This window comes from Gordonia sp. ABSL11-1 (genome assembly GCF_030315685.1).
Lineage (GTDB): Bacteria > Actinomycetota > Actinomycetes > Mycobacteriales > Mycobacteriaceae > Gordonia.
Map to the genome: position 1 here is coordinate 149156 of NZ_JASXSI010000003.1, position 24902 is coordinate 174057.

1 protein-coding gene is annotated in these 24902 nt (G+C 69.9%); it reads left to right on the top strand.

The features are described from left to right. Nucleotide 1: 1 nt before the first annotated feature. Entirely contained in the window at nt 2-24889 is a 24888-nt protein-coding gene (locus QSJ19_RS04750) for a non-ribosomal peptide synthase/polyketide synthase (RefSeq protein WP_286318662.1), read from the top strand. Nucleotides 24890-24902 lie beyond the last annotated feature (13 nt).

Sequence of the window (24902 nt, forward strand, 5' to 3'; positions counted from 1 at the left end):
CTTGGACGCAGTAGACATTTCTACGGGATGGGGGCGGCGTCCGCCGACGCGAGACCTGATCACCATTGCGGCCCAGCTCGAACCGGGTACTGTAGCGCTGGCCGGGACCGCCTCGCCGGTGACGTTCGCCGAACTCAACGGCCGGGTCGCGCCCACCGCGTCGGTGTTCGCCTCGCGCGGCCTGGACACCGAGGCGGCCGTCAGCGCGATCGTCACCGCGTTGATCCCCAAGGACGGACTCGATCCGGCAGGTATCGCCGCGGCGATCCAGACCGCGATCGACGACATCCGCGAACGCGCGTACGCCGTCGCCGGCACCACCGACTGGGGTTCCCTGCCCGGCATCTTCCGGTCGGCGGTGCATCGCTTCGGCGATCGCGTCGCGATCACCGACCTGTCCGGCGGTGCGCTGACCTACCGTGAGCTCGACGACCGCTCGGATGCCGTGGCCTCCGGGCTCCTCGCCTCCGGTGTCACCACGGGCAGCGTGGTCGGTCTGGCGACCCCGCGCACCGTCGACGTGATGGTCGCGATTCTCGGCATCCTCAAGGCCGGCGCCACCTACCTTCCGCTGGACACCTCGCATCCCGCCGATCGCCTCTCCTTCGTCGTCTCCGACGCCGATCCGGTGCTCGTCATCACCGACCACGACGGGCGCGAGGTGCTCGGCTTCCTCGATGTCGAACGCCGCACGATCTCCGAACTCCTCGCCGATGCCGACGGGGCCACCGTGTCGCTGCCGAGTGCGATCGACGCGCGCGGCGCCGCCTACATGATCTTCACCTCCGGGTCCACCGGACGTCCCAAAGGCGTTGTCGTGGAGCATCGTAGCGTCGTGGCGCTGATGGCGGCGGCCCAGCAGCACTATGCGTTCACCGAGCACGACGTGTGGACGATGTTCCACTCTTACGCGTTCGACGTGTCGGTGTTCGAGATGTGGGGACCGCTGCTGTTCGGTGGCCGCCTCGTCGTCGTCGACTTCCTGACGACCCGCAGCCCCGACGAGTTCGCCGAACTGCTCACGGCGGAGCAGGCCACCGTCGTCTCCCAGACCCCGTCGGCCTACTACCAGCTGGCCGCCGCGGTGCGTCCGGCCACCCGGAACCGACTGGCGGGCAGCGTCCGCTACATGGTCTTCGCCGGTGAGGCACTCGACTTCGCCCAGGTGCGGAGGTGGTACGAGGACCGTCTCGAGGCCGAAGGCGTGGTCGGGCCGGTCCTGGTGAACATGTACGGCATCACCGAGACCACCGTGCACTCCACCTTCCGTGCCCTCGATCCCGACTTCGTGGCCTCCGCCAAGGGATCCGACGTCGGCCACGGACTACCCGAGCTGACGATCCACCTTCTCGACGATCGCCTGCGCCCCGTCCCGGATGGCGTACCGGGTGAGATCTACGTGAGCGGAACCCAGGTCACCCGTGGGTATCTGGGCCGCCCGGGGCTGTCGTCGGGCCGGTTCGTCGCGGATCCCTTCGCCGGTGACGGCCGCCGGATGTATCGCAGCGGCGACCTCGCGATCGCGCGCGAGGGAAGTCTGGAATACCTCGGCCGCGGCGACGCGCAGGTCAAATTGCGCGGCTTCCGCATCGAACTCGGCGAGGTCGAGACCGCTCTGCTGGCCACCCCCGGGGTCGACGCCGCGGCCACCGCGGTGAAACAGCGCGACGGCGGCGACGAACTGCTCGTGGGCTACGTTGTCCTCTCCGACGGCGCCGATGTCAGTCCGTCGGATGTCCGCATCGCGGCGGCAGGCGCACTGCCCGGCTACATGGTTCCCGACGTGGTCATGCTGATCGACGCACTGCCGTTGACGGTCAACGGCAAGCTCGACCGCCGCGGATTGCCCGACCCCGAGATCGTCGGCGCCGCAGAGTACGTGGCTCCGAGCACCGAGACCGAGAAAATCCTCGCCGAGATCGTCGCGGACGTGCTGGGGATCGAACGGATCAGCGTTGCCGAGTCGGTCTTCGACCTCGGTGGCAACTCACTGGCGGCGGCCCGAATCGTCGGCCGCGCCGGGGAGACCTTCAACGTCGACCTCTCGGTGCGCGACGTGTTCGACGCGCCGACGGTGCGCGGACTGGCCGGGGTCGTCGGTGGCCGCGGTGTCGGTGTCGCGCCTGTCGTCGCGGTACCGATCCGTCCGGATCGAATCCCGCTGTCCTTCGCGCAGATGCGCATGTGGTTCATCAATCAGTTCGACACGGCCGCGTCGACGTACAACATCCCGGTCCTGCTGCGCCTCGCCGGTCCGGTGGATGTCGCGGCGCTGCGGTCGGCGCTGGCCGACGTCGTCGTCCGGCACGAGGCCCTGCGGACGGTGTTCCCGTCGGTCGACGGCTCCCCGGTCCAGATCGTGTCTCCGGCGGATGACGTTGCTGCACAGCTGGATTGGGACACGGTCGCGTCGGAGTCCGATTTCGCCACCGCCGTCACCGCCGGGTTCGACGTCACCGTGCAGTGGCCGGTCCGCGCCCGCCTGTGGCAGGTCGGTGCCGATGAGTACGTGTTCGGTCTCGTCGCCCACCACATCGCCGCCGACGGTGAGTCGATGGCGCCGCTGGTGGCAGACATCGTCACAGCCTACGCGGCACGGGTCGCCGGGGCAGAACCCGAGTTCGCGCCCCTGGACGTGCAGTTCGCCGACTTCGCCATCTGGCAGCACGAGGTGCTCGGATCCGCCGATGAGCCCGGCTCGATCGTCGGCCGGCAGCTCGCGTACTGGTCCAAGCAGTTGGCCGGACTCCCTGATGTCCTGGAACTCCCCACCGACCGTGCACGGCCGGCGGTCGCCTCCCAGCGCGGTGCGGAGGTCACCTTCGAGATCCCGGCGTGGGTCGTCGACCGGATCGGCGTGGTCTCCCGTGAACGCGGGGTCACCCCGTTCATGGTGGTGCACGCCGGACTGTCCGTCCTGCTCTCCCGGCTGTCGGCGACCGACGACATCTCCGTGGGCACGCCCATCGCGGGTCGCGGTCAGCGAGTGCTGGATCCGCTGGTCGGCATGTTCGTCAACACCCTGGTCCTGCGGACCGGGGTCGATCCGGACATGACATTCGACGACCTGCTCGACCAGGTGCGTGTCACCGACCTCGAGGCCTTCGCGCACGCCGACGTGCCGTTCGAGACGGTCGTCGAGCATCTCGATCCCGTGCGGTCCGAGGCGTTCGCGCCGCTCACCCAGGTGTTGCTGTCCTTCGACCAGTCGGTGCTCGCCGAGTTCTCCGGAGGTGGGGTGCTGGCCGAGGACGTCGCCGGTGTCCATGTGAGTTCCGTTGCCGTCGAAGAGATCCCGGCGAAGGTCGACCTGACGGTCGGTATCACGGATGCGGGCGACCGCTGGTCGGGCTCGCTCATCTTCGCCACCGACATCTTCGATGCGCCGACCGCCGAGCACATGGCGGCCCAGCTGGTCCGGTTGCTCGACCAGTTGACGGCCGAGCCGGCCCGGCCGGTCGGCGACGCGCACCTCCTCGACGACGAGGACGCGGCCGCCCTGTTGCCGGTGTCGGGCCGGCCCGGCGTCGCTGCGCGCCTGCTCGCCGACGTGTTCACCGATGTCGCAGCGGCCCATCCGGATCACGTCGCCGTCTCGGACGGCTCCGGAGCCGTTCTGTCCTACGCCGACCTGGACGTGCGGTCCAATCAGCTCGCGCGATGGCTGATCTCGCAGGGCATCGGGACCGAGTCGCTGGTCGCGTTGGCCATCGGGCGGTCGGTCGACCTGCTCGTCGCCATGTGGGCGGTCGCCAAGGCCGGCGCCGGCTATCTGCCGATCGATCCCGACTACCCGTCCGAGCGCATCGAGCACATGGTCACCGATTCCGGTGTGCGCGTGGGCCTCACCACGCGGGCACGGGTGTCGGCGCTGCCGACCGGGGTGGCCTGGAGCGCGGTGGAGGACGTGGCCTCGCCCGACGTCCTCGCGAGCTTCGACGGCGTGGCGGTGCGCGAGGACGAGCTGCGCGTCCCGCGGCACCTCGACGCCACCGCCTACGTGATCTACACATCCGGGTCGACCGGTACCCCCAAGGGCGTGTCGGTGACCTATCGCGGCATCCACAACTTCGCCGCCGCGGAGATAGACCGCTTCGGCGTCGACGAGAACGCACGCGTGCTGGGCTTCGCGTCCCCGAGTTTCGACGCCTCGATCCTGGAGTGGCTCCTGGCGTCGGGCAGCGGCGCCGCCCTGGTCTACCGCCCGGAGGGCGTGCTCGGTGGGGACATGCTCGCGGACTTCGTATGCGAACAGGAACTGACCCACGTCTTCCTCACCCCGACGGTGCTGGCCACCCTGGAGCCGTCGTCGATTCCCGATGTGCGCGTGCTGATCTCGGGCGGCGAGGCTGTCTCCCAGACGCTCGTCGACCGCTGGGCGCCCGCGCTGCGGTTCTTCAACGCCTACGGTCCCACCGAGGCCTCGGTGGCGGTCGCGATGAGTCACGCGCTGACACCCGGCATCGGGGTCCACATCGGCGGCCCGGTCGACGGAGTGGGGCTGCTCGTCCTCGACGCGCGCCTGCACCCGGTCCCGGTCGGCGTGCCCGGAGACCTCTACGCGGCCGGGGTCGCTCTGGCCCGTGGCTATCTCGATCGTCGCGGTCTGACGTCGGAACGGTTCGTCGCCGACCCGTACGGCGAGCCGGGCGCCCGGATGTATCGCACCGGGGACGTCGTGCGCTGGCGCCGCGCCGAATCCGGCGATCTCGTCCTCGAGTACGTGGGCCGCAGCGACGACCAGGTCAAGCTGCGCGGACTGCGCATCGAACTCGGCGAGATCGAGGCGGCGCTGGAATCGCATCCGGCGGTGTCGTCGGCCGTGGTGATCGGTGTGGGGGGATCGGTGGCCAGCGCGCTCGCCGGATATGTGGTGGCCGACGCCTCGACCGACGTCACCGCGCTGCGCGACTTCGTCGCCGAGCGTCTGCCGTCGCACATGGTCCCGGCCGGTCTGCAGGTCCTCGACGTCCTGCCGTTGACTCCGGCCGGCAAACTGGATCGCCGCGCACTGCCCGCACCGGTGATCGAGACGGAGACAGCCGATCACGTCGATCCGACGTCGTCGACGGAGCTGACCCTCGCCCAGATCGTCGCGGGCGTCCTCGGCGTCGATCGGGTCAGCGTGACCGAGTCGTTCTTCGCCCTCGGTGGGGATTCGATCAGCTCGATCCAGCTCTCGTCCGCCGCGCGGGCCGTCGGGTTGTCGCTGACGCCCCGCGACATCTTCGAGCACAAGACCGTGCGCGCCATGGCCCAGGCCGTCTCCTCCGGCGGCGAACGGCTCCCGCTGCTCGACGACCCGTCGGGCGGTACCGGCGAGGTCGCGATCTCGCCGGTGGTGTCGTGGATGCTCGAATCCTCGGATACAGCAGCCGATTTCGCCGACTTCTCCCAGGCGGTGGCGTTGATCGCGCCGGACGGCCTGACCACGGACGACCTCGCTGCGGTGCTCAGTGTCGTCGTCGATGCCCACCCGATGCTGTCGGCGCGGATCACCGACGTCGACGGACACTGGGTGCTGACCGCCGGCGTGGGATCGCGCCCGGTGGTCCGTGAGGTCTCGACGGACACGACCTCGGGGACCGTCGCGTTCACCGAGGCCGTCGCCGCGGTGCACGCGGATGCGCTGGCCCGTCTCGATCCCTCCGCCGGTGTGCTCGTGTCCGCGGTGATCGTCCGTGGCACCGATGCCGCACGCGTCGTCCTCGCCGTTCATCACCTCGGCGTGGACGCCGTCTCGTGGCCGATCCTGATCGAGGACGTCATCACGGTGTGGGGCCAGGTGCAGTCGGGGCAGGAACCCCGGGTGCGTCCGGAGGTCACCTCTGCGCAGGCATGGCACGGCGCGATCGCCGACCAGACGGCCCATCGCGGCGGCGAGGTCGCCTACTGGGATGCGCGCCTGCCGGAGCCGACCGGTTTCGGAACACCGTTCGACCGTGTCCGCGACCGTTTCTCGACACTCGGCTCGGTCCGGCACCGGGTCGCGGCAGACATCACCGAGGCCTTGGTGACCGTCGTCCCCGAGGCGTTCGGCGGGCATGTCGACGACGCGTTGCTCGCCGCCCTGGCGCGTGCCGTGCGATCGTGGCAACGGGCGAACGGGATCGCCGACGAGTCCCCGGTCGGCGTGCTCCTCGAGGGACACGGCCGATACGAGGAACTCGTCGCGTCCGGCCTGGATCCGCGGCGCGCGGACCTGTCGCGCACCGTCGGGTGGTTCACCACGATCGCACCGATGAGCCTCGATCCGTCCGACGACGCCGTCCACGCCGTGAAGGCGGCGAAGGAGGAGCGGCTGGGGCGCCCGGACCGTGGTGCCGGCTTCGGCCCGCTGCGCTTCGGCGGCGACGAGCGGCTGTCCGGGCGGCCGCTGCCGTCGATCGGATTCAACTTCTTCGGCGCCGGTGGCCGTGCGGTCTCCGACGACGATCTCGTCGTGCCGTTCATGGTCGACCCGGACGCCCCTGCCCTCCCGGCGACCGTCTCGGGCGCGATGGCGGCGATGAACGTCCTCACCGTCAACGTCGGTACCCGACCGACTGCCGCGGGCCGCGAACTGTCCGCGGACTTCCTCTTCGCCGAGGGCATCATCACCGCCGAGGACGTCGAGGGCATCGCGGACCGGTGGTCGGCCGAGCTGGCCGCGATCGTCGACGTCGTCGCGCACGGTGTCGTCGGACCGTCCCCATCCGATGTCCCGGGAACCGGTGTGACACAGAAGGATCTGGACCGGATCGCCGAGGAGGCGCCGGGCGCGGCGATCTGGCCGCTGTCCCCGCTGCAGAACGGCCTGTACCTGCAGTCCGCGCTCGCCGGCACCGATGCCGTCGACGTCTACGTGAGCCAGGCGGTGCTGCGCCTGCGCGGTGACGTCGACGAGACGCGCCTGAGGTCGGCGGTCGACGCGCTCGTCGCACACCATCGGGTGCTGCGGTCGGGCTTCGTGCAGACCGAGAGCGGTGCAGTGGTCGCCGTGGTCCGCGATGACGTGGACGTGCCCTGGCACACGGTCGATCTGGGATCGGTGTCCGACGACGAGCGCCGTATGCGGGTCGAGGAGATCACCGCGGCAGCGCGTGTCGAGCCGTTCGACCTGGCCGCACCCCCTCTGCTGCGCGTGGTCGTGGTGCGCGACGACGCCGGTGTGAGCGTCGTGATCACCAACCACCACATCCTCTTCGACGGGTGGTCCGGTCCGCTGGTCCTGGCCGACCTGCTCGCGCTGTACGCGTCCGGGGCCACCTACACCGCTCAGATCGCCACCGGAAGCGGCGATTTCGAGGACTACCTGCAGCACATCGCGACCGCTGACGACGCGGCCGGACTCGCCGCGTGGCGGGAGGTGCTCGCCCCCGTGGAGGGTCCGACGCTGGTGGCACCGGGAGTCGAGGCGACGTTGGATGCGTTGCCGCGCAACCATGCCGTCGTCGTCGACGCGGAGCTGACCGCGGCGATCGACTCGCTCGCCCGTGCAGAGGGCGCGACCGTCGCGACCGTCCTGCAGTTCGCGTGGGCGGTGCTGGTGTCGCGGCTGACGGGCAATCGTGTCGTCACCTTCGGCGAGACGGTGTCCGGGCGTCCGGCCGACCTCGAGGGTGTCGAGTCGATGGTGGGCCTGTTCATCAACACGCTGCCCGCCGTGGTGGACGTCGACCCGCGGTCCTCGGTCGCCGAGGTGCTGCGTGCCCTCCAGGCGGCGAAGGTGTCGGTCCTCGATCACCAGCACCTGGGCCTGCCCGACCTGATCGCGCTGACGAACGTCCCGAGTCTCTTCGACACGCTCACCGTGCACGAGTCCTATCCGGTCGACACCGACTCGCTCGCCACGACGGACGCCGCGCTCACCGGCGGTCTCGACATCGCCGAGGCGATCGTCAGCGACTCGACGCACTACCCGCTGAACATGATCACGTCGCCGATGGGTGACGAACTCTCGATCACGCTGAAATACCTGCCGGAGGCGTTCGCCGACGAGCAGGTCCGGGTGTTCGCGCACGCGGTCGTCGAGATCCTGCGTGCCGCCGCATCGGCGCCGGAGACCCTCGTCGCCGACGTGCCGCTGCTCACCGCCGCCGCCGGCGCGGTGATCGCCGACCGTTCGGTCGGCGACGAGGTCGCCGTGCCCGTCGGTTCCGTGCCGGATGCCGTTGCCGCACAGGCCCTTCGCACACCGGACGATGCCGCGGTGCGGTTCGAGGGCCGCGCCCTGACCTACCGGGAGTTCGGCGCACGGATCGCCACCGTGGCACGGGAACTCATCGCGGCCGGGGTCGCGCCGGGTGTCGCCGTGGGCGTGGCGATGGATCGCTCGGTGGAGCTGGTCGTCGCGATCCACGCCGTCGTCGCCGCGGGCGGCCAGTATGTGCCGATCGATCCGACCGTACCGGCGGATCGAGTGCAGTACATGGTCGAGACCGCGGATGTCGGTGTGGTGCTGGTCCGTTCGGATGTCGTGCCGTCGTCGGTCGCTAACCTCGGTACGGCCGTCCGGATCGTCGAGGTGGACACCTCGGGTGACGTGGATGAGTCGGTCGGCCCGGTGACCGATGCGGAACGTCTCGCGCCGCTGCGTCCGCAGGATGCCGTCTACACCCTGTTCACGTCCGGCTCGACAGGGCGGCCGAAGGGTGTGACGGTGTCGCACTCGTCGGTGGCGAACCGGCTGTGGTGGGGCCTCGATCAGTACCCGTGGTCGTCGGGCGATCGGGTGGTGCTCAAGACCCCGTTCACCTTCGACGTGTCGGTGCCGGAGCTGTTCGCGCCGGTGATGGCCGGTGCGACCATCGTCGTCGCACGCGCAGGCGGCCACGCCGACCCGATGTACATCGCCGACCTCGTGGCGTCCGAACGTGCGACGTCGGTGCATTTCGTCCCGTCGATGCTGTCGGTGTTCCTGGATGTCGTCCCGGCGGAGAGGATCTCGGCGCTGGATTCGGTGCGCTGGCTGTTCTGTTCCGGTGAGGCGTTGCCTCCGTCGGTGGTCGCGCACGCCCATGACCTGTTGCCGCAGGCGTCCATCGTCAACCTGTTCGGGCCGACAGAGGCCGCGGTCGAGGTGGCCTACGTCGATGTGACCGAAGCGACCGACGTGGTACCGATCGGTGTCCCGGTGTGGAACACGTCGACCTTCGTGCTCGACGCACGATTGCGGCTGGTGCCGCCGGGAGTGCCGGGTGAGCTCTATCTGGGTGGCGTGCAGGTGGCGCGGGGCTACGCCTCGCGGCCCGGATTGACCGCCGAACGGTTCGTCGCGGATCCCTACGGTTCCGACGGGTCTCGGCTCTACCGGACCGGTGACCTCGTCCGCTGGGACACCTCCGGGTGGATCGAGTACCTGGGGCGGACCGACTTCCAGGTCAAGCTGCGCGGTCAGCGGATCGAGCTGGGTGAGATCGAGTCGGTCGTCGCCTCGGCGCCCGGTGTCGTGCATGCCGCCTGCACCGTGATCGAGACCTCCGGTGGGGGACAGCATCTGGTCGCGTACGTGTCGCCGTCCACGGTCGACGAGCAGGCCGTGCGCGTCGCCGTCGCGGAGGCGTTGCCGGAGTACATGCGTCCGTCGGTGTGGATGCTGCTCGACGACATCGCCCTCAACAGTGCCGGCAAGCTCGACCGGCGGGCGCTGCCCGCCCCGGCGTTCGAGGCAGCGGAGTACGTCGCGCCGTCGACCGACGCGCAGGTACGGGTGTCGACGGTGATCGCCGACGTGCTCGGTGTCGAGCGGGTCAGCGTGACGGAATCGTTCTTCGACATCGGCGGGAACTCACTGTCGGCGATGCGCGTGGCCGCGCGGGTCGGCGAGGAGTTCGGCGCCGACGTGTCGGTGCGCGACATCTTCGGGGCACCCTCCGTCCGCGAGCTCGCGGAACTCGTCGTCGGACGCGACGCGGGACTTCCTCCGCTGGTGGCGATCTCACCGCGACCGGCACCGATCCCGTTGTCGTTCGCGCAGACCCGCATGTGGTTCATCAACCGGTTCGAGCCGGGGACGGCGACCTACAACATCCCCGTCGTGCTGCGACTGAGCGGCCCGCTCGATGTCGACGCCCTGCGACAGGCGGTCGTGGACACGGTCGTGCGACACGAGGTGCTGCGCACGACCTTTCCCGCCGTCGACGGCGTACCGGTGCAGGTGATCAGCCCGGCCGACGAGGTCGCCGAGCGGATCGACTGGGCGGTCGTCGCCGAGCCGGCCGATCTGGAATCGGCGTCGACGACCGGATTCGACGTCACGGCGCAGTGGCCACTGCGGGTGCGTCTGCTGGGTGAGTCCGAGGGTCAGCACCTGCTCGCGGTGGTGGCGCATCACATCGCGTCCGACGGCGAGTCGATGTTGCCGCTCGTCACAGACATGGTGGCCGCCTACCAGGCGCGCGCGGCGGGTGATGAGCCGCAGTTCGCGCCGCTGACAGTGCAATTCGCCGACTACGCCCTGTGGCAGCACACCGCGCTCGGCGCGCCGGATGCGCCGGAGACGGTACTCGGCCGGCAGGTGTCCTACTGGCGGCAACAGCTCGCCGGTGTCCCGGACGTCCTCGAGCTCCCCGCCGACCGGGAGCGTCCGGCGGTCGCGTCGCACCAGGGTGCCCGTGTCCGATTCGCCCTGCCGGCGGAGCTCGGCGAACGCGTGGGCGCCGTGGCGCAGCAGTTCGGGGCCACCCCGTTCATGGTGGTGCACGCCGGACTCTCGGTGCTCCTCGCACGTCTCTCGGCCACCGACGACATCACCATCGCCACCCCGATCGCGGGGCGCGGGTCCGCCGCGCTCGATCCGCTCGTCGGCATGTTCGTCAACACCCTCGTGCTGCGGACGGGCGTCGCGCCGTCGACCAGTTTCGCCGAGGTGCTCGACGACGTCCGGGTGACCGATCTCGATGCCTTCGCCCACGCCGACGTCCCGTTCGAGACGGTGGTCGAGGCGGTCAATCCGACCCGTTCGGAGGGTTTCGCGCCGCTGGCGCAGGTCATGTTGTCGTTCGATCCGGCGGCATCCGCGGAGGATGCCGACATCGCGGTCGCCGGCCTGTCCGTCCGGTCGATCGAACCGTCCTGGGTTCCTGCGCAACTCGATCTGTCGGTGACGGTCAGCTCCGCGCCCGCCGGCCAGGACTGGGCATGCTCGATCGTGTACGCCACCGACCTGTTCGACGAGTCCACTGTGGAGACGCTCTCCGAACGCTTCGTCGCGCTCATGTCCGACCTGGTGACGAACCCGGCCGATCCGGTCGGGGATGCCGTCCTCATCTCCGACGCCGAACGGGGAGTCGTCGACGGGTGGTCGACCGGTGCCGTCGTCGAGGTGCCGGATGACCTGGTCCCGGACGCGATCATCGCGCAGGCGGCCCGGACGCCGAACGAGGCCGCGCTCGTGTACGAGGGCCGCACGGTGTCCTACGCCGAGTTCGCCGCACGCATGTCTACGCTGGCCACGGAGCTGATCGCCGGCGGTGTCGGACCCGGTGTGGCCGTGGCTGTCTCGCTGGACCGCTCGGTCGAGATGGTCCTCGCGGTCAATGCCGTCCTCGCTGCCGGTGCGCAGTACGTCCCCATCGATCCGGACACCCCGCTCGACCGCGTCGAGTACATGCTCGAGACCGCCGACGTGGACGTGGTGCTCATCGGCGCAGGCCGAGCCGCGGTGGGCGCCACCGTCGACGGCGTCACCGTGATCGAGGTCGATTCCACCGGCACCGTCGATCTGTCGGTGCCGCCGGTGACCGACGCGACGCGCCGGACGCCGCTGCGGCTCGACGATGCCGCCTACACACTGTTCACGTCGGGTTCGACCGGGCGGCCCAAGGGCGTCACGGTGTCGCACCGGTCGCTGCTCAATCGGATGCGTTGGTGTGTCATCGAATTCGAGTGGGGCATCGGGATGCGGGTGGTCCTGAAGACCCCGGTCACCTTCGACGTGTCGGTGCCGGAACTGTTCGGTCCGTTGATGTCCGGGGCAACGATGGTGATCGCCCGCGCCGGTGGTCACATGGAGCCCGACTACATCGCCGACCTGCTGGCGTCCGAGGGGGCGACGTCGGTGCATTTCGTGCCGTCGATGCTGTCGGTCTTCCTCGATGTCGTCTCGGCCGAGAAGCTTGCGCATCTCGACGGGTTGCGTTGGCTGCTGACCTCGGGCGAGGCATTGCCGACCCCGGTGGCGGCGCGTGCGCACGAGCTGTTGCCGCATACCCAGATCATCAACCTCTACGGGCCGACCGAGGCGACGGTCGACGTGACCTCCGTCAACGTGACAGGTACCGACAAGGTCACCATCGGCACACCGGAGTGGAACACCACGACCTATGTGCTGGACGCCCGCTTGCGGCCGGTGCCGCCGGGCGTCCCCGGCGAACTGTATCTCGGTGGCGTGCAGTTGGCACGCGGTTACGCCTCGCGCCCTGGCCTCACGGCCGAACGATTCGTCGCGGACCCGTTCGGGAACGACGGAGACCGCCTGTATCGCACCGGTGACCTGGTGCGGTGGGACCACCGCGGCGAGATCGACTACCTGGGCCGCACGGACTTCCAGGTGAAACTCCGTGGTCAGCGCATCGAACTCGGTGAGATCGAGGCGGTCATCGCCTCCGCCTCCGGCGTCGTGCACGTGGCCTGTACGGTCGCCGATTCGCCGACCGGCGGTCAGCATCTCGTCGCGTATGTCGCTCCCGCGTCAGTCGACGAGGGCGTCGTCAAGGCGGCCGTCGCCGACGCGTTGCCGGAGTACATGCGACCGTCGGTGTGGATGCTGCTCGACGACATCGAGCTCAACAGCTCCGGCAAGCTCAACCGGAAAGCGTTGCCGGCGCCGGTGTTCGAGATCGGCGATTACGTGGCGCCGTCGTCGGACGACGAGTACGCGGTCGCTGCGGTGGTCGCCGACGTGCTGGGGCTCGAGCAGGTCAGCGTCACCGAGTCGTTCTTCGACATCGGCGGCAACTCGCTGTCGGCGATGCGGGTCGCGGCACGGGTCGCCGAGGCCCTCGGCGTCGACGTGTCGGTGCGCGATCTGTTCGAATCGCCCTCTGTGCGAGAGCTCGTCGCGGCAGTGGCCGGACGTGAGCAGACGGTGCCGCGGCTGGTCGCTGCGTCACGGCCCGACCGGCTGCCGCTGTCCACGGCGCAGGCGCGGATGTGGTTCATCAACCGTTTCGATCCGGCCTCACCCGCCTACAACATCCCGATGGCGCTGCGGCTCACCGGGTCCCTCGATCTCGAGGCCCTTGCCCATGCGGTAGGCGACGTCGTGGCCCGTCACGAGGTGCTGCGCACCGTCTATCCGCTCGACACCGACGGACCCACTCAACGCATCCTCGATGCCGATGAGGCACGTGGTCTGCTGGATTGGCAGGTCGTCGACGACGAGACCGAACTGGCCGCCTCGGCGTCCCGCGGTTTCGACGTGACCGTCGATCTCCCGCTGCGCGGACGGGTCCGACGATCCGGTGCCGACGCCGTCGACGTCGTCCTGACGGCCCACCACATCGCGTTCGACGGCTCGTCGACGTCCGTGTTCGTCCGGGACCTGTTGAGCGCCTACATGGCTCGCGTCGACGACGCGGTACAGCCCGCGCCGGCGCTCGATGTGCAGTACGCCGACTATGCACTCTGGCAACGGGCCACGCTGGGCGCGGCCGACGATCCGACCAGCCGCATGGCGGCACAGCTCGGATACTGGCGTGAGCATCTGCGCTCGTTGCCGTCGGTGACCGACCTGCCGATGGACCGCTCGCGGCCGGCGGTCATGGAGACCACCGCCGGGGTGGTGTCGATGCCCGTCGACGACGGAGTGGCCCGCCGGCTGGAGGAGTTCGCCCGCGCTCAGGGCGTCACCCCGTTCATGGCATCCCATGCCGCGCTGGCCATCCTGGTCTCGCGGCTGGCGTCGACGACCGACGTCGTGATCGGCACCCCGATCGCCGGACGGACCGATGCCGCACTGGGTGATCTCGTGGGCATGTTCGTCAACACCCTCGTGTTGCGTACGCAGGTGGAGCCGTCGACGTCGGTGACCGACCTCCTCGCCCGGGTCCGCGGCGAGGATCTCGAGGCGTTCGCCCATGCCGATGTGCAGTTCGAGGAGCTGATCGACGAACTCGCGCCCACGCGGTCGACGGCCTTCCCGCCGCTCGCGCAGATCGCCTTCACCCATGTGGACGGCGATCCGGGGGCCGCGGTGCTCGAGGCGGCCGGTCTCGTCGCACAGCCGCTCGACCTGCCCGACCAGGTGGCCAAGTTCGAGCTGTCGGTCGCGGTGACCGATCGGAGCGAGACCGCACCGATGACCGTCGACTTCGTCTACGCCCGTTCGCTGTTCGACGAGGCGACCGTGCAGGGCTTCGTCCGGGCGTGGCTCCGCGTCGTCGAGTCGATGGTGGACGACCCGTCGGCGGCGGTCGGCGACATCGACCTGCTGACCTCGCAGGACGCGGCCGAACTGGCGCCCGTCCGCGGCGTTCCCGGCCGGCCGCCGAGTGTCCTGCGCGACATGTTCGCGGCGGTCGTCGATCGTCACGCCCAGGCGACGGCCGTCGTCGACGCGTCCGGTACCTCGCTCACCTACGCCGAACTCGACGCGCGGTCGAACCGTCTGGCACGGTGGCTGATCTCGCAGGGCGTCGGAGTGGAATCGTTGGTGGCACTGGCCATCGGCCGTTCTGTCGAGCTGTTGACCGCCATCTGGGCGGTCGCGAAGACCGGGGCCGGGTACCTGCCGGTAGACCCGGCCTACCCGGCCGAACGCATCGCCCACATGCTCACGGATTCGGGAGTCCGCGTCGGATTGACGACCCGGGCCCACCGGCAGGAGTTCGGCCCCGAGGTGGACTGGACCGTCGTCGACTCCGACGGGTTCGCGTCGTACCTGGACGGTGTCGACGCCTCGCCGGTGCTCGCCGGCGAGCTGATCGGCGTTCCGTATCCGGACGCGGTGGCGTACGTGATCTACACATCCGGGTCGACCGGCACACCGAAGGGTGTGCAGGTCACCGCGCGCGGACTGGAGAACTTCGCCGTTGCGGAGGTCGAGCGTTTCGCGGTGTCGCATGGATCGCGGGTGCTCGGGTTCGCATCGCCGAGCTTCGATGCGTCGCTGCTGGAATGGCTGATGGCCGTCCGGGCCGGGGCCGCCCTGGTCTACCGTCCGGAGGACGCGCTCGGTGGCGAACCGTTGTACGGATTCCTGCGCGCGTCCCGGATCACCCACGGATTCCTCACCCCGACCGTGCTCGCGACCCTCGAACCGGAGACGCTGCCCGACCTCGAGGTGCTCGCCTCCGGCGGTGAGGCCGTACCCCCGTCGATGGTCGACCGGTGGGGTGCACGCGTGGCCTTCCACGACATATACGGCCCGACCGAGACGTCCATCGTCGTCGCGATGAGCGGGGCGCTGCGACCGGGGACACCGCCGACGCTGGGCGGACCGATCCCGGGAGTCGGCCTGCTGGTGCTGGATTCGCGACTGCGGGTGGTGCCGGTCGGGGTCGCCGGCGAACTGTATGTGACCGGTGGTGCACTCGCCCGCGGCTATGTCCGGCGCGCGGGCCTGACGGCGGAGCGGTTCGTCGCGGATCCCTTCGGCGACAACGGTGCCCGTCTGTACCGGACCGGTGACGTCGTCCGGTGGCGCCGCGACGCGATCGGTGAACTGTCCCTGGAGTACGTGGGGCGCAGCGACGATCAGGTGAAGCTGCGCGGTCTGCGCATCGAGCTGGGTGAGATCGAGGCGGTGCTGGCCTCGCATCCGTCGGTGGAGTCGGCGGTCGTCGTGGGTGTCGGCGGATCGGTCGCCACCGCGCTGGCCGGCTACGTCGTCCTGCGAGACGACGTCGAGCCCGGCACCCTGCGGACGTTCGTGGGGCAGCGGTTGCCGTCGCACATGGTCCCGGCGAGTATCGCCGTGCTGGAGTCACTTCCGCTGACCCCGGTCGGCAAACTGGACAAGCAGGCGCTCCCGGAACCGGTCGTCGACATCGCCGTCGAGTTCGTCGCCCCCGGCACCGAGGCCGAGGAGTCGGTCGCCCAGGTGTTCGGCGAGGTCCTCGGCGTCGAGCAGGTCAGTGTCATCGACAGCTTCTTCGAGGTCGGCGGCAACTCGTTGTCCGCGACGCGTGTCGCCGCCCGCGTGGGCGACGTGTTCGGTGTGGACGTGTCGGTTCGCGACGTGTTCGAGTCGCCGTCGGTGCGGGCTCTCGCAGCGGCGGTGGCGGGCCGCGGAGCCGGCCTGGAACCGGTGACGGCGGTCGTGCCGCGACCGGACCGGACGCCGGTCTCTTTCGCGCAGTTGCGGATGTGGTTCATCAACCAGTTCGACCCGTCGGCCTCCACCTACAACGTCCCGGTGCTCCTGCGCCTCGACGGAGACCTCGATGTCGCCGCGCTGCGTGCCGCTCTCGTCGACGTCGTGGTGCGCCACGAGGTCCTGCGCACCACATTCCCGGCGGTCGGCGGGGTCCCGGTCCAGGTGATCGCCCCCGCCGCCGCGGTCGGGGAGACCCTCGACTGGGCCGAGGTCGAGTCGTCGGCCGGCCTCGAGGAGGCCGTGACCGCAGGGTTCGACGTGACCGACCAGTGGCCGGTGCGCGCCCGCCTGTGGCATGTCGCCGACGGTGAGTTCGTCTTCGCGATCGTCGCGCACCACATCGCCGCGGACGGCGAGTCCATGGCCCCGCTCGTCGCCGACCTCATGACCGCCTACGCCTCGCGGTCGGCCGGCAGCGAGCCGGCGTTCACGCCGCTCGAGGTCCAGTTCGCCGACTTCGCGCTCTGGCAACACCGTGTGCTGGGTTCGGCAACAGACGCCGATTCAGTGGTGGGACAGCAACTCTCGTACTGGTCGTCGGCGCTGCGCGGCCTGCCGGATGTGCTGGATCTCCCGAGCGATCGACCGCGACCGGTCGTCGCATCACAGCGCGGCGATCAGGTGGCGTTCGAGATCCCCACCGACGTCGTCGACGGGATCTCCGCCATCGCCGCCGCGCGGGGGGTCACCCCGTTCATGGTGGTGCATGCCGGTCTGTCGGTGCTGCTCGCCCGACTGTCGGCCACCGACGACATCGCGATCGGCACACCGATCGCGGGTCGCGGACGGCGCGAACTGGATGCCCTCGTGGGCATGTTCGTCAATACGCTCGTGCTTCGCGCCGGTGTCGACCCGGGAATGTCGTTCGCGGAGTTGCTCGATCAGGTGCGGGTGACCGATCTGGACGCGTTCGCCCACGCCGATGTCCCGTTCGAGACGTTGGTGGAGCATCTGGATCCGGTGCGCTCGGAGGCGTTCGCGCCGCTGACCCAGATCCTGCTGACGTTCCATCAGTCGACGCTGCCCGAGTTCTCGACCGCGCTGGGGGAGTCCGCGTCGGGGGCGACGACCACCATCGGCGGGCTGTCGATCACGCCGGTCGAGGCACCCGAGACACCGGCGAAGGTGGACCTCACGTTCGCCGTCGCCGGCGGAACCGACGGGCAGGCATGGCCGGCCCAGATCGTCTATGCCACCGATCTGTTCGACGAGGCGACGGTCACGGCGATGGCCCAGCGGTTCGTCCGGGTACTGGCCGCGCTCGTGGCCGATCCGACGACACCGGTCGGCGACGTCGAGTTGCTCTCCACCACGGAGTCGAGTGACCTTGCGGCGCTGCCCGCGCCGGTGACGGCGACCGCGCACACCGACCGCACCCTGGTCGATCTGTTCTCCGCGACCGTCGCACGTCACGGCGACCGCACCGCGGTCACGGCCGAGGGGACGTCGCTCACCTACCGCGACCTCGACGTACGCTCGGATGCGGTGGCCGCGGCCCTGCATGCGCGCGGCGTCCGTACGGGTGTCCTGGTGGGCATCGCGACCGCCCGGTCGGTGGACCTCGCGGTGTCGATCCTCGCCGTCCTCAAGGCCGGCGCCGGCTACCTCCCTCTGGACACCACGAATCCGGTGGATCGGCTGGCGTTCATCGTGTCGGACGCATCGGTCGGCGTGGTGATCACCGACGCCGCGACGGCGGGACACGAACTCTTCGGCTCGTTGCCGGAGACCGTCGTCGCCGTCGACGTCGACCACCTGGCGACGACCGGTGCGAGCTCCGTGGTGCCCTGGCCTGGAGTGCGCCCGTCGTCGCGGGCCTATGTGATCTACACGTCCGGGTCGACCGGGCTGCCGAAGGGTGTGGAGATCACCCATCGCGATGTGATCACACTGATGGACACCGCGGCAGGGGATTTCGACTTCGTCGAGACCGACGTGTGGACCATGTTCCACTCCTACGCCTTCGACTTCTCGGTGTGGGAGCTGTGGGGACCGTTCCTGTCGGGTGCCCGGCTGGTCATCGTCGATCGCGGTCTCGCCCGCGATCCCGACGCCTTCGTCGATCTGTTGGCCGCCGAGGGCGTGACGGTCCTGAACCAGACGCCGTCGGCCTTCTATCAGCTGATCGACGCGCGTCGACGCTCGACCGTCGAACTGCCGTTGCGCTACATCGTGTTCGGCGGTGAGGCGCTGGGCTTCGATCAGGTACGTCGGTGGTTCGACGACCATCCCGACGACACGGCGCAGCTGGTCAACATGTACGGGATCACCGAGACGACCGTGCACGTCAGCTACCGCCCCCTCGACCGCGCACTCGTCGCGGGCGGCGAGGCCTCCCTGATCGGCCGTCCGCTGCACTCGCTGGCGATCCACATCCTCGACGACCGCCTGCATCCGGTGCCGCCGGGGGTCGTCGGCGAGATGTATGTCACGGGTGGACAGCTCGCGCAAGGCTACCTCGGACGTGCCGGACTCTCGTCGACCCGATTCGTCGCGAATCCGTTCGACCCGAACGGTGCACGGATGTACCGCACGGGTGACCTCGCCCGCCGTGTCGGCGACGACATCGAGTACCTGGGCCGCGGTGACTCGCAGGTCCAGTTGCGCGGCTTCCGGATCGAGTACGGCGAGATCGAGGCCGCGCTCCTCGGCGTGGACGGTGTCGCCGCCGCCGCGGCGAACGTGGTCGAACTGCCCGGCCGCGGTGAGCAGCTCATCGGCTATGTCGTCGCCGAGGCCGGCGCTGAGATCGATGCCCAGGTCGTGCGGGAGACGACCGCCCGTGCCGTGCCCGGATACATGGTGCCCGGCCTGATCGTGTCGGTCGACCACCTGCCGCTGACGGCCAACGGCAAGCTCGACCGACGAGCACTTCCGCTGCCCGACCTCGACGGCGGTGGTGACGACTACGTCGCGCCCGAGACCACCACCGAGGAGGCCCTCGCCCGGGTCGTCGCCGGAGTCCTCGGCGTCGACCGGGTCAGCGTGACCGAGTCGTTCTTCGCGCTCGGCGGCGACTCCATCCTGGCGATCCAGTTGTCGTCTGCGGCGCGGGCCGCCGGATTCGCGGTGTCGCCACGAGACATCTTCGAGCACAAGACAGTCCGCGCGATGGCGATCGCGGTGTCGGCCGGAACCGATCGGCTGCCCCTGCTGCCCGAACCGGCCGGCGACGACGTGACCGTTCCGCCGGTGGCCGCGTGGATGCTCGAATTGTCTTCGGCGCCGGAGGATTTCGCGGACTTCTCCCAGTCGATGGTGCTGATGGCGCCGCCTGCGCTCGACCTGGCGACGCTGACGACGGTGCTCGGCGCCGTCGTCGGGGCGCACCCGATCCTCTCCGCGCGGCTGACCGCCACGCCGGATGGCTGGGAGTACACGCTCGGCGACGGGGCGGGGTGCGTCGCCGGCGAGGTGACCACCGGCGCCGATGTCGGGAGCCCCGACTTCGACGAGACCCTGCGCACCGCCCATGCCGATGCGCTCGGCCGGCTGGACCCGGCCACCGGCGTGATCGTCTCCGCGGCGCTGGTCGTCGGCGGTGACGGTGCACGCGTCGTGCTCGCCGTCCACCACCTCGGCGTCGACGCGGTGTCCTGGCCGATCCTGATCGAGGACGTCATCACCGCGTGGGGCGCGGTGACGTCGGGTCAGGAGCCGGCCGTCCGGCGCGAGGTGACGTCGGCCCGGGCGTGGCATGCGGCGCTGGCGCAGCAGGTGAGGGATCGTGACGACGAGGTGGCCTGGTGGCAGACCCGGGTGAACCGGGCGCCCACCGATTTCGGTGTGCCGTTCGATCCGCGACGGGACACGTTCGCGACGGTCGGTTCCGTACGGGTGCGCGTCGACGCCGACGTCACCGAGGCGTTGCTGACGACAGTGCCGGACGCCTACGCGGGCCACGTCAACGACGCGCTGGTCGCGGCGCTGGCACGGGCGGTGCGGTCCTGGCAGCGTGATCGGGCCATCGCCGACGACGCGCCGGTCACGGTCCTGATGGAGGGCCACGGGCGCTACGAGGAGGTGGTGGCGCGCGGCGACGATCCGCACTCCGCGGACCTGTCGCGGACGGCGGGCTGGTTCACGACCATCGCACCGACGGCCCTCGACCCGGCCGATGACGTGGTGCGGGCGGTGAAGGCCGCGAAGGAGGAGCGGCTGGGTCAGCCGGACCGTGGCGTCGGATTCGGGCTCCTGCGCTTCGGCGGCGATGCCCGGCTCGCCGGTACGTCGTTGCCGTCGATCGGGTTCAACTTCTTCGGTGCCGGCACCCGCTCGTCCGGCGAGGAGATCGTCGTGCCGTTCATGGCCGATCCGTCGGCTCCCGTTCTGCCGGCCACGGTCTCGGGTGCGATGACAGCGATGAACACACTCACGGTGAACGTCGGGACGCTGGCCGATCAGCACAGCCGCGCGTTGTCGGCGGACTTCCTGTTCATCCGGTCGGTGCTCTCCGACGACGACGCCGCCGACATCGCCTCGCGCTGGCGCGGCGAGCTGGCGGCGATCGTCGATCACCTGTCGACCGTCGGCGATCCCGGGCTCTCGCCTTCGGATGTCCCGGGAACCGGGGTCACCCAGGCCGACCTCGACGCACTCGCCGAGCGCTTCGGGAACTCGGACATCTGGCCGTTGTCGCCGTTGCAGAGGGGTCTGCACTTCGAATCGGAGCTGGCGTCGACCGTCACCGACGCATCGGTGGATGTCTATGTGGTCCAGTCGATCCTGGAACTCGGGGGCACCGTCGACCTCGATCGGCTGCACGGCGCGGCGCAGGCGTTGTTCGCGCATCACCGCGCGTTGCGCTCCGGCTTCGTCCGGACTGCTTCCGGAGCGGTGGTGGCCGTGGTGCCGCCGTCGGTCGAGGTCCCGTGGGAGGTGCTCGGCGCCGGCGGCACCGACGAGGCGATCGCTGCGCGGGTGCACGAGATCGCGGACATACAGCGGCGCACGCCGTTCGACCTCGAACGTCCGCCGCTCATGCGCTTCGCCGTCGTGCGGCACGGTGACACTGCGCATCTCGTGGTGACCAACCATCACATCCTCATCGACGGATGGTCCGGACCGCTGGTGCTCGCCGATCTGCTTGCGCTGTACGCGACGGGCCTCACCTACACCGGCCAGATCGGCTCCGGCGACGGTGACTTCGAGGACTACCTGCGACATCTCGCGACCGCCGACGACACGGCCGGACGCGAGGCGTGGCGCGCGGTCCTGGCGCCGATCGAGGCGCCGACGCTCGTGGCGCCGGGTGCCGAGGCGACGGCGGACGCACTGCCGCAGGATCTCTCGGTCGTCCTCGATGCCGATCTGACGGCGCGCATCGAGGCCGTGGCCCGTGCCGAGGGTGCGACGGTGGCGACGGTGTTGCAGTTCGCATGGGCCGTGTTGTTGTCGCGGCTCACCGGCAACCGAGTCGTCTCGTTCGCCGAGACCGTGTCCGGTCGACCGGCCGATCTCGACGGTGTCGAATCGATGGTGGGTCTGTTCATCAACACGCTGCCCGCGGTGATCGACGTCGACCCGGAGGCGCCGATCTCCACAGTGCTCGCACGCGTCCAGGAGACGAAGGTGTCGGTGCTCGATCATCAGCACCTCTCACTGGCCGAACTGTCCGGACTCGCCGGTGGTTCCGGGATCGGCGGGCCGCTGTTCGACACCCTCACCGTGCACGAGTCGTATCCGGTGGACACCGATTCGTTGTCGACCACGGATGCGTCACTCACCGGTGGACTGGAGATCCTCGACTTCGAGGGCTCGGACGCAACCCACTATCCGTTGAACATGTCGACGTCACCGATTGCGGGAGAGCGACTCTCGTTGACGGTGAAGTATCTGCCGAGCGCATTCGACGCCGCGCAGGTCCAGGTGTTCATCGACGCGCTGGTGCAGATCCTGCGGACGGTCGCGGACGCACCGGACACACTCACCGTCGACATCCCGTTGATCGGTGGGGAGCAGGTCGCGGGTCTGACGTCGGTCTCGGGCGGACCGGGGACCGGGCCGATGCTGCTCACCGACATGTTCGGTGCGGCGGTGGCACGCCACCCTGATCGCGTCGCCGTCGTCGACGGCCACGGCGCCTCGCTGACCTATCGGGACCTCGACGAGCGCTCGAATCGTCTGGCGCGCTGGTTGATCGGACGGGGGATCGGTGTCGAATCGCTGGTCGCCCTGGCCATCGGCCGGTCGGTCGACCTGCTCACCGCGATCTGGGCCGTCACCAAGACCGGCGCGGGGTACGTGCCGATCGACCCCGACTATCCGGCCGAACGCGTCGCGAACATGGTCGAGGACTCCGGGGCGATCCTGGGGCTGACGGTTCGTACGTCGGACCTGCCGGGCCGCGACTTCGACTGGATCCACCTCGACGACGACGAGATCGGTGCGACCGTGGACGGCCTGCCCGGCGGCCCCATCGCGGACGGCGAGACCGCGGGGCCGGTCCGCCCAGAGAACGTGGCATACGTGATCTACACGTCGGGATCGACCGGTCGGCCCAAGGGCGTCTCGGTGACCCACTCCGGTCTGGCGAACTTCGCCGCTCAGGAGACGGCCCGCCTCTCGGTGGCCGACGCGCCGGTCGTCCTCGGCTTCGCCTCACCGAGCTTCGACGCGTCGGTCCTGGAGTATCTGCTGACGACGGTCAACGGCGGCACCCTCGCCTACCGTCCGAGCGACGCTGTCGGAGGCCATGCGCTGCAACAGTTCATGCAGGAGCATCGGGTCACACACACGTTCCTCACGCCGACGGTGCTGTCGACCCTCGATCCGGCCGCGTTGCCGGATCTGGCCGCCCTGATGGCCGGCGGTGAAGCGGTGCCCCCGTCCCTGGTGGACGCGTGGTCGCCGCACGTGCCGATCCACAACCTGTACGGCCCCACCGAGACGACGATCGGCATCACGCTCAGCGCCCCCATGCGCGCGGGTGAGCCGGTCCGTCTCGGCCGACCGTTGGCCGGCGTCGAACTCCTCGTCCTCGACGGACGGTTGCGACCCGTGCCGGTGGGTGTGCCGGGCGAGCTGTACGCCGTGGGCGGGGCGTTGTCGCGCGGCTACCTCGATCGTGCGGGCCTGACCGCCGAACGATTCGTCGTCAACCCGTTCGGGGCGGCCGGGGAGCGGATGTACCGAACCGGTGACGTGGTGCGGTGGCGTCGTGACCGCGACGGTGAACTCGTGCTGGAGTACGCGGGCCGATCCGACGATCAGGTGAAACTGCGTGGTCTGCGAATCGAGCTCGGGGAGATCGAGGCCGTCCTGGCGGACCATCCGTCCGTCGAGTCGGCGGTCGTGATCGGCGTCGGGGGATCGGTGGCGACGGCCCTGGCCGGGTACGTGGTGGCCGAGGGGACCCTCGACGTCGGCGCGCTGCGCGACTTCGTCGGGCAGCGCCTGCCGGCGCACATGGTGCCGTCGAGCATCATGGTCCTGGACTCGCTCCCGCTGACGCCGGTCGGCAAGCTCGACAAGCGGGCGTTGCCGGAGGCGATCATCGACGCCGGTGTCGACGAGTACGTCCCCCCGGCGTCCGAGGTCGAGGCTGCCGTCGCGGCGGTGTTCGCCGACGTGCTGGAGGCCGAGCAGGTCGGCGTCACGCAGAGTTTCTTCGACCTCGGCGGCAACTCGTTGTCGGCGACGCGTGTGCTTGCCGGACTGCGCGAGCGCGGCCACGACCTCGAGTTGGCCTGGCTGTTCAACGACCCCACCCCGCGCGGTCTGGCCGCCCGGATCGACGGGGGTGGCAGCGGTTCCGGCGAGGTGCTGATCACGCTCAACGCACAGGGCTCACAGCCACCGCTGTTCTGTGTCCACCCGGCCGGTGGTCTGGCATGGTTCTACGGCGGCTTCGTGCCGTTCCTCGCCGACCGGCCCGTGTACGGCCTGCAGGACCCGCACGTCGTCGCCGGCGAGCCGAGTGCCCGCAGCGTCGAGGAGATGGCGACCCGCTACCTGGAGGAGATCCGACGGGTCTCACCCCATGGGCCCTATCACCTGCTCGGGTGGTCGCTGGGAGGTTATGTCGCCTATGCGATCGCGACCGCGCTGCGCGCCGACGGCGAGGAGGTGGCGTTCCTCGGGGTCATGGACTCGTCGCCGGTGCCGGCGCAGACCGCCGAGACCGGCGCCGACGCACCGGTCGGCGTGCAGCTGGGCGGGGAGTACGTCGGGGACTTCCTCGGCGGATGGCGCGACCTGTTCGACCTCGACGACAGTGTCCACGCGGACAGCGCCGAAGAGGTCGCGGAGATCATCCGGCAGCAGATCGCCTCGATGGGGCTGCTCGACACCGATCAGGTCCGGGGGGTGATGGACAGCTTCGCGATCGGCGAATCCCTCGTCGAGCAGTTCCGGCCGGCCCCCTACGACGGCTCGCTGCTGGTGTTCACCGCCACGAGGGACAAGGAGGACCCGAGTGCGGTCGCCCGTGGGTGGGAACCCCACGTCGGCGGCACCGTCACGAACGTCGACGTGGACGCCGACCACCTCGGCCTCGCCAATGCCGAGGCGCTGCAGATCATCGGTCCGGAGCTGGACCGCCGGCTGCGTTCGCGACCGGCCGGTCAGCACGACGAGAACTCACGATGAGAGAGGAGTGAAG